General features: G+C 62.5%; 1 protein-coding gene. It reads left to right on the top strand.

Annotated elements, in window-relative coordinates; genetic code table 11:
* Nucleotides 1-269, top strand: a 269-nt coding sequence (locus HMPREF2678_RS07450) for an RHS repeat-associated core domain-containing protein (RefSeq protein WP_141747062.1), incomplete at both ends; no start/stop codon positions are given.

Below are 269 nucleotides of genomic sequence, written 5' to 3'. Positions count from 1 at the left end.
CAGGCCCGGGTTGATGCGACGTTCTACGCCCTGGTGTGCGATCTGGCCGGAGCGCCTCAGGAACTGATCAACACCACCACCGGTGTCGTCGAGGGACACACCACCCAAACGCTGTACGGCAAGCGTACGTGGTCTGGTCGGTGTACCAGCCCGTTGTTGTTTGCTGGTCAGTACGAGGATGTGGAATCCGGGTGGGCGTACAACCGCTTCCGCTGCTACAGTCCCACCCTGGGTGCTTACAACGCCCAAGACCCACTCGGACTCGCCCC

Source organism: Corynebacterium sp. HMSC058E07 (genome assembly GCF_001809885.1).
GTDB classification, from domain to species: Bacteria; Actinomycetota; Actinomycetes; order Mycobacteriales; family Mycobacteriaceae; genus Corynebacterium; species Corynebacterium macclintockiae.
The sequence above is the reverse complement of the archived record's forward strand: the minus strand, read 5'-3'. Positions and strand labels throughout refer to the sequence as shown.